The sequence below is a fragment of the Pyxidicoccus sp. MSG2 genome (assembly GCF_026626705.1).
Lineage (GTDB): Bacteria > Myxococcota > Myxococcia > Myxococcales > Myxococcaceae > Myxococcus.
Genome location: NZ_JAPNKC010000001.1, coordinates 1,962,704 through 1,970,573, shown reverse-complemented (window position 1 = coordinate 1,970,573; position 7,870 = coordinate 1,962,704). Strand labels below are relative to the sequence as shown.

Below are 7,870 nucleotides of genomic sequence, written 5' to 3'. Positions count from 1 at the left end.
GGTCAGGCGTGCTCCTGGGAGCCTGGAGAGACGGGCCTGCTTCCTAACTGGCGATCCTGCTTCCCGCCGGTCCGAACTGGAGGGGAGGAGGAACGCTCCAGGAGCGAGGGGAAACCGGGCTGCTGGACAGGCCGCGGCCTCGAGAGGTTTTTCGTCAAAGGTCGAGTGAGCAGAGAGGCCCTCGTAGGGGGAGATCCTACCTCCACAGGCCGACCCGTCTCGAACTTGCCTCCTCTGTCCGTCGCCACGCAGGGGCAACGGGCAAGCAGGCGCAATCCAGTGGCATTGGATTGGCCACGAAATTGCCAAGAAGACGAGAATTCCCGGGCGAATCACGCCCGGGAATTCCCAGTATCAGAGGTGCTTCCCGCGACGTCAGGCCGCGTCCCGCTCCAGCAGCCGCAGGTGGTGGGCAAGCCGCTCCGCCACCGAGGCGGCATTGGGGGCGTTCAGCAACGAGTAGTGGTCGCCGGGCGCCTCGTACACCGTGAGCTCGCCGGGAAGCCATGCACTCCAGCCCAGGTCCTCGGCGCGGGTCCGACCCGTGGCGGAGGAGGCCGCGCGGAAGAGCAGGGTGGGGCCCGCCCAGGTGCCACCGGGCCGGTAGCCACGCTGGGCCTCGTAGAGGCGGCGGAAGAGCGCGAAGAGGCGCTCGGCGGTGTCGAGGTCCAGCTCCACGGCGCCAGGCGCGCCGCGCCGCGCCGCTTCGAGCACGCGGGCCAGTTGCTCGCGGCCGCTCAGGGCCCGCAGCGTGTCCGGCTCCAGCGGCAGGGAGTGCCAGGGCAGGCCGATCACCCGTCCGAAGGTGGCCAGCAGTCCGAGTGCGTCGGGCTCGGGAGGCGGCACATCCGTGGGAGCGGTGGTGTCCAGCATGGCGAGCAGGTCCACCGTCTCCCCCGCGGCCTGGAGCTGGCGTGCCATCTCGTAGGCCACGAGTCCACCGAAGGACCACCCACTCAGCAGGTAGGGGCCCTGGGGCTGCACCGCGCGCACCTGGGCGAGGTAGTCGCGTGCGAGCGCTTCCACGGATGCGGGAGGCAGCTCGCCGCCCTCCAGGCCGGAGGCATGCAGGCCGTAGAGGGGCCTGTCGCTTCCGAGCTGGCGGACCAGCTCGGTGTAGCCCAGCACGCTGCCACCACCACCATGGACCAGGAACAGGGGCCGTCCGGTGGAGGTGCCCGCGTCCAGCCGCACCAGGTTGGGCGTCGCGCGGGCCGCGTCCTGCCCGCGCGTGGCCAGCTCCGCGAGCCGCTCCACGGTGGAGGCCTGGAAGAGTGCCGACACGGGGAGGGAGAGCCCCGTGAGCTCACGGATGCGGACCATCAGCCGCACGGCCAGCAGGGAGTGGCCGCCCAGCGCGAAGAAGTCATCGGTGAGGCCCACGCGGGGCACGCGCAGGACGCTGGCGAAGCCCTCCGCGAGCTGCATCTCCAACGGGGTGCGCGGGGCCACGTACTCGGAGGTGGACACGGGCGCGTCCGGCGTGGGCAGCGCCTTGCGGTCCACCTTGCCGTTGGCGTTGAGGGGCAGGGCGTCCAGCACCACGAAGGCGGAGGGCACCATGTAGTCGGGCAGTGTCCGCTGGGCGGAGGCGCGCAGGCCCGCGGCGTCCAGGCTGCCGGGTGCGGCCGCCACGTATGCCACCAGGCGCTTGTCGCCGGGAGAGTCCTCGCGCACCACCACCACGGCTTCCTCGACGCCCGGGGCCTGGCGCAGCACCGACTCCACCTCGCCCGGCTCAATTCGGAAGCCGCGCAGCTTCACCTGGAAGTCGATGCGGCCGAGGAACTCGAGGGTGCCGTCCTCGCTCCAGCGCACCTTGTCGCCGGTGCGGTACAGCCGCGCGCCGGGGGTGGAGGAGAAGGGGTGGGGCACGAAGCGCTCGGCCGTGAGGTCCGCGCGGTGGAGGTAGCCCCAGGCGAGGCCGGCTCCGCCCACGTACAGCTCACCGGGAACGCCCGGCGGCACCGGCTGGAGCGAAGCGTCCAGCACGTGGGCGGTGGAGTTGGACAGCGGCCGGCCGATGGGCACCGAGCGGCCCGGCTCCTCTCCGGCCCGCAGGGTGTGGGTGGCGGAGAAGGTGGTGTTCTCCGTGGGGCCGTAGCCGTTGATGAGCACGGCGCCTGGAGGCAGCCGCGAGAGGTGCTCACGCACGCGCTGCACGGGCAGCACGTCGCCGCCCGCGAGCACCTGTCGGACGCGGGCCAGTGCGCTGCCCTGGTGCAGCACCATCTGCTCGAAGAGGGCCGCTGTGAGCCACAGGGTGGTGATGCCCTCGCGCGACAGCAGCTCACCGATTTCGTCGAGGGAGAGGGCCCCCGGAGGAGCGAGCACCAGCGTCGCGCCATGGAGCAGCGCGCCCCAGACCTCCAGCGTGGAGGCGTCGAAGGCCGCCGGGGCGAGCTGGAGAATGACTTCGTCCGAGCCGAAGCGCATGAAGTCGCTGCCGCGCACCAGCCGCGTCACGCCCCGGTGGGGCACGCAGACGCCCTTGGGACGGCCGGTGCTGCCCGAGGTGAACATGACGTACGCCAGCGCGTCCGCACCGGGCTCCACGGCGAGGGGCGTGGTGGGCCGCGAGGCGATGGTGCTCCACTCCGCGTCCAGCGGGACGCGGTGTCCCTCGAACGTCGCGCTCGGCAGGGACTGCTGGGTGAGGAGCACGCGAGCGCCCGTTTCGCGCAGCATCCAGGCGAGACGCTCCGCGGGCTGGTTCGCCTCCACCGGCACGTAGGCGGCGCCGGCCTTGAGGATGCCGAGCATGCCGACGACGAGCTCCAGCGAGCGCTCCACGCACAGGCCGACGCACGCGCCCGGACGCACGTCCAGCGCACGCAGGTGGTGAGCGAGTTGATTGGCCCGAGCGTCCAGCTCGCGGTAGCTCAGGGAGTCCTGTCCGAAGCGCAGGGCCACGGCGTCCGGAGTGCGGCGTGCCTGGGCCTCGAAGAGCCCGTGGAGGCTGGCGTCCCCGGGGAAGTCCGAGGCGGTGTCGTTCCACTCCACGAGCACCCGCCGCTGCTCGGCCGCGTCCATCAGCGGCAGAGAGGAGAGCAGTTGGCCCGGGTCCTCTACGGCGGCTTCCAGCAGCCGCGTCAGATGGCCCGCCATGCGCCGGACCGTCCGCGCGTCGAAGAGGTCGGTGTTGTACTCGAGCTGACCGGAAATCTCTCCGCCGTGGTCGTTGAGCAGCAGTGACAGGTCGAACTTGGCGGTAGTGCTGTCCACCTTCAGTCCACTCGAGGTGAGGGCACCGCCGTTGGGGGCACCCTCCTCACGGGCCTGCTGCCGCGGGGTGTTCTGCAGGGCGAGCATCACCTGGAACAACGGCGAGCGGCTCGGGTCGCGCCCGGGCTGGAGCTCGTCCACCAATCTCTCGAAGGGGACGTCCTGGTGAGCATAGGCCCCCAGGGTGGTCTCCCTCACCTGGGCGAGCAGCCCACGGAAGGTGAGGCCGGGCGTCAGTCGGGTGCGGAACGCCAGGGTGTTGACGAAGAAGCCGACGATGCCCTCCAGCTCCGTCTGCTGGCGGTTGGCGATGGGCGAGCCCACCACGAGGTCGTCCTGGCCCGAATAGCGGGACAGCAGCAGGTCGTAGGCGGACAGCAACACCATGAACGGCGTGACACCTTCCTTGCGGCACAGTGCGACGAGGGCGGACGTGAGCCGCGAGTCCAGGTGCACCGGGAGGCTGGCGCCACGGAAGGTCTGCACCGGGGGGCGGGGCCTGTCGGTGGGCAGCTCCAGCGCGTGCGGGGCGCCAGCGAGGTGCTGCTTCCACCAGCCCACCTGCTGGGCCAGCACGTCGTCCTTCAGCCAGCCGCGCTGCCAGACGGCGTAGTCGGCGTACTGGAGCCGCAGGGGCGCGAGCGGCGAAGGCACCTTGCGCGAGAAGGCACTGTAGAGGGCGTCCACCTCGTGCATGAGGATGCCGTTGGACCAGCCGTCCGAGACGATGTGGTGCACGGTGACGAGCAACACGTGTCGCTGCTCGGACAGGCGCAGCAGGGCGGCGCGCAGCAGCGGCGCTCGCGTCAGGTCGAAGGGCGTCTGGGCTTCCGCGGCGGCCCGTCGCAGGGCCTCCGCGTCTCTTTCCGCCTCTGGCAGGTGGCTCAGGTCCACGACCCGCAGGGACAGCCCGGCATCCTCCTGGACGTACTGCACGGGCTCTCCGTCCGCGCTGGTGCTGAAGCGGGTGCGCAGGGCGCCATGCCGGCGGACGAGCTCCTGGAGCGAGCGCTCCAACACGGAGACCTCGAGCGGCCCCGCGAGCTGGAGCGCGGTGGGGATGTTGTAGAAGGCGCTGCCGGGCTGGAGCTGGTCGAGGAACCAGAGGCGCTGCTGGGCGAAGGACAGCGGCAGCGGCCCGGCGTGGGACACGGGCACCAGCGGGGGAAGCTGCACGCCGTCACGGACGCGCCGTGCGGAGTCCAGATGGGTCGCGAGGCTCGCCACGGTGGGCGCCTCGAAGAGGGCACGGATGGGCAGCTCTACTTCGAAGGCCTTGCGGACGCGGGAGATGACCTGGGTGGCCAGAAGGGAGTGGCCGCCGAGGGAGAAGAAGTCGTCGGTGACGCCGACCGCTTGCAGATGAAGAACCTCGGCCCAGATGGAGGCGAGCTGAGTCTCGGTGGGGGTGCGGGGGGCGACGAAGGAGGCGCTGACTTCCGCTTCGGGGGCGGGCAGGGCCTTGCGGTCGACCTTTCCGTGGGTGTTGAGGGGCAGTGCCGCCAGGAAGACGAAGGCGGAGGGCACCATGTACTCGGGCAGCGAGCGGAGCAGCGCGGTGCGGAGCGCGGCCGTATCGAGAGCGTCTCCCTCAGGCGTGACGAGGTAGGCGACGAGGCGCGGGTTGCCGGGGACGTCCTCGCGGGCAAGCACGACGGCGCGACTGACGGTGGGCTCCTGCTCCAGGGCGGCTTCGATTTCGCCCAATTCAATGCGGAAGCCGCGCAGCTTCACCTGGAAGTCGATGCGGCCCAGGTAGTCGAGCTCGCCGTTGGCGAGCCAGCGCACCTTGTCGCCGGTGCGGTAGAGGCGGCCACCGGCCACCGTACCGAACGGGTCCGGAACGAACTTCTCGGCGGAGAGCTCGGGCCTGCCGAGGTAGCCACGAGCGACACCCGCGCCGCCGATGAAGAGCTCGCCGGGGACGCCGGTGGGCACCGGCTGCATGCGCTCATCGAGGACATACACCTGCACGTTGGCCAGCGGGCCGCCCAGGGTGGGCCTGGAGGCGCCGCGAATGGCGCGAGCGGTGGTGTCGACGGTGCACTCGGTGGGGCCGTAGACGTTGAAGCAGTGGATGAAGGGGTGGGCGGATAGCTTTGCCCAGAGGGCTTCGTCCACGGCCTCGCCGCCCACCAGCACGCGCAGTGGCCTGGAAGCCGCGAGGCCCTCTTCCAGCAGCAGGCGCAGGTGGGAGGGCGAGCAGTCGAGGACGTCGAGCTGGTGCTTCTCCACCCACGCCTTGAGCAGCGAGACGTCCTCACGTGCGGCCTGGGGCACGACGCAGAGGGCATGGCCGTCGGCCACCTGGATGAGTTGCTTCACGGAGGCGTCGAAGGCGAGAGGCGCGTTGAGGCTGACGCGCAGCGCGCCTTCGGCTCCGGCATACACGGCCGAAGCGAGTGCGGCGCGCAGGTTCATCACGGAGGAGTGCTGAACCATGACGCCCTTGGGGCGGCCGGTGGAGCCGGAGGTGTAGATGACGTAGGCGAGGTGCTCGGGCGAGGTGACGCGAGGCGGGTTGGCCCCGGACTCGCGCGAGAGCGTCTGCGTGGTGGAAGCGTCGTCCAGAGACATCGCTTCCACGGAAGCGCCTTCGAGCTGCGGCTTCAGGTGGCGCTGGGTGAGTGCGAGCCGTGCGCCGCAGTCCTGGAGCATGAAGGCCAGGCGCTCGCGGGGGTAGGCGGGGTCCATGGGGACGTAGGCACCACCGGCCTTGAGGATGGCGAGGACGGCGACCACCATGTCCACGCCGCGCTCCATGCAGAGGGCGACGCGCACCTCGGGGCCGACACCGTGGGAGCGCAGCCAGCGGGCAAGCTGGTTGGCGCGGCGGTTGACCTGCGAGAAGGACAGCGAAGAGGAGTCATCGAGCACCGCGACGGCGTCAGGCGTACGCGCAGCCTGCATCTCGAAGCGCTCGTGCAGCGCGCCGTCCCAGCTGGCCTCCTGGCGCGTGTCATTCCAGCGCACCAGCACCTGCTGGCGCTCGGACGCGGGCAACAGGGGCAACTCACCCACGCGCGTCTCGGGCGCGGACACGGCGGATTCCACCAGTGTGGTGAAGTGCTCCACCATGCGGGCGATGGTGCCCCGCTCGAACAGGTCCGTGCGGTAGGCCAGCGCACCGCCGAGCCCCTCGGCCCGCTGGGACAGCGAGAGGTTCAGGTCGAACTTGGTGGCCTGCGCGCCGGACTCGAAGGACTCCAGGCGCAGCGGGGCGCTGTCCTGCGCACCGCCCTTCACCTCCAGAGTGGTCGTCGGAGCGTTCTGCAGGACGAGCATCACCTGGAACAAGGGCGAGTGACTCAGGCTGCGCTGGGGCCGCAATTCCTCGACGAGCTTCTCGAAGGGGACGTCCTGGTGCTCGTAGGCGCCCAGCGTGGTGGCCCGCACCTTGGAGAGCAGGTCGCGGAAGGTGGCGCGCGGGTCCATCTGGGTGCGCAGCACGAGCGTGTTGACGAAGAAGCCGATGAGGCCCTCCGTCTCCGAGCGAGTGCGGCCGGCGATGGGGGAGCCGACAGAGATGTCGTCCTGACCGGAGTAGCGCGACAACAACACCTGCCAGAGGGCGAGCAGGGCCATGAAGGGCGTGGTGCCCTCACGCTGGCACAGGGCCAGGAGCGCCTCGGTAACGGGTGTGGAGAGCTGCACGGGCAGCCACGCGCCACGGTGGGACTGGACGGCGGGCCGAGGCTTGTCGGTGGGCAGCTCCAGTACGGGGGCCGCACCGGAGAGCTGCTCGCGCCAGTACCCAAGCTGCTTCTCCAGCGCCTCACCCCTCAGCCACGAGCGCTGCCACGCGGCGAAGTCCGCGTACTGCACCGGCAGGGGATTCAGCCGCGCCTCACGACCGCTGGAGTGCGCCGAGTAGAGCTCCGCCAGCTCGCGCACCAGCACGTCCATGGACCAGCCGTCGGAGACGATGTGGTGCATCGTCCCGATGAGGACGTGGTCCTGCGCGCCCAGGCGCAGCAGGAGGGCGCGGAAGACGGGGCCGCGAGCCAGGTCGAAGGGGCGCTGGGCTTCCTGCGCGGCCAGCCGGCGGGCCTCGGCTTCGCACTCGGAGGCGGGCAGGGTGCTCAGGTCCACCACGGGCAGCGGGAAGTGCGGCAGCGGGTGGATGACCTGCACGGGCTCGCCGTCATGGACGCCGAAGGTGGTGCGCAGCGCCTCGTGCCGCTCGGTGAGCGAGGCGAAGGACTTCTCCAGCGCGTCCACGTCCAGCGGTCCGCGCATGCGCAGCGCGGTGGGGATGTTGTACGCGGGGCTGCCGGGCTCGAACTGGTCGATGAACCAGAGGCGCTGCTGCGCGAACGACAGCGGCAGCGGCCCCGTGCGCGGTGCCGGGACGAGCGCGGGCGCCGTCCCCTGGCCGGAGGCTCCCATGGAGCTGATGCGCTCGGCGAGGGCCGCGACGGTGGGCGCCTCGAAGAGGGCGCGCAGGGGCAGCTCCACGCCCAGGTTGGAGCGGATGCGGGAGATGACCTGCGTGGCCAGCAGGGAGTGGCCGCCCAGCTCGAAGAAGTTGCCGGTGATGCTCACCTGGGGAAGCCGCAGGATGGTGGCGAACAGCTCCGCCAGCTTCTCCTCGGTGGAGGTGCGGGGAGCGACATGGGCCTCGCTCCGGACCGGGGCCACCGCG

1 pseudogene is annotated in these 7,870 nt (G+C 71.0%); it reads right to left on the bottom strand.

Annotation, left to right across the window (positions count from 1 at the left end):
- Positions 1–375: 375 nt before the first annotated feature.
- A pseudogene (locus tag OV427_RS50725) lies at positions 376–7,803 on the bottom strand (amino acid adenylation domain-containing protein); the annotation flags it as partial.
- Positions 7,804–7,870: the final 67 nt, after the last annotated feature.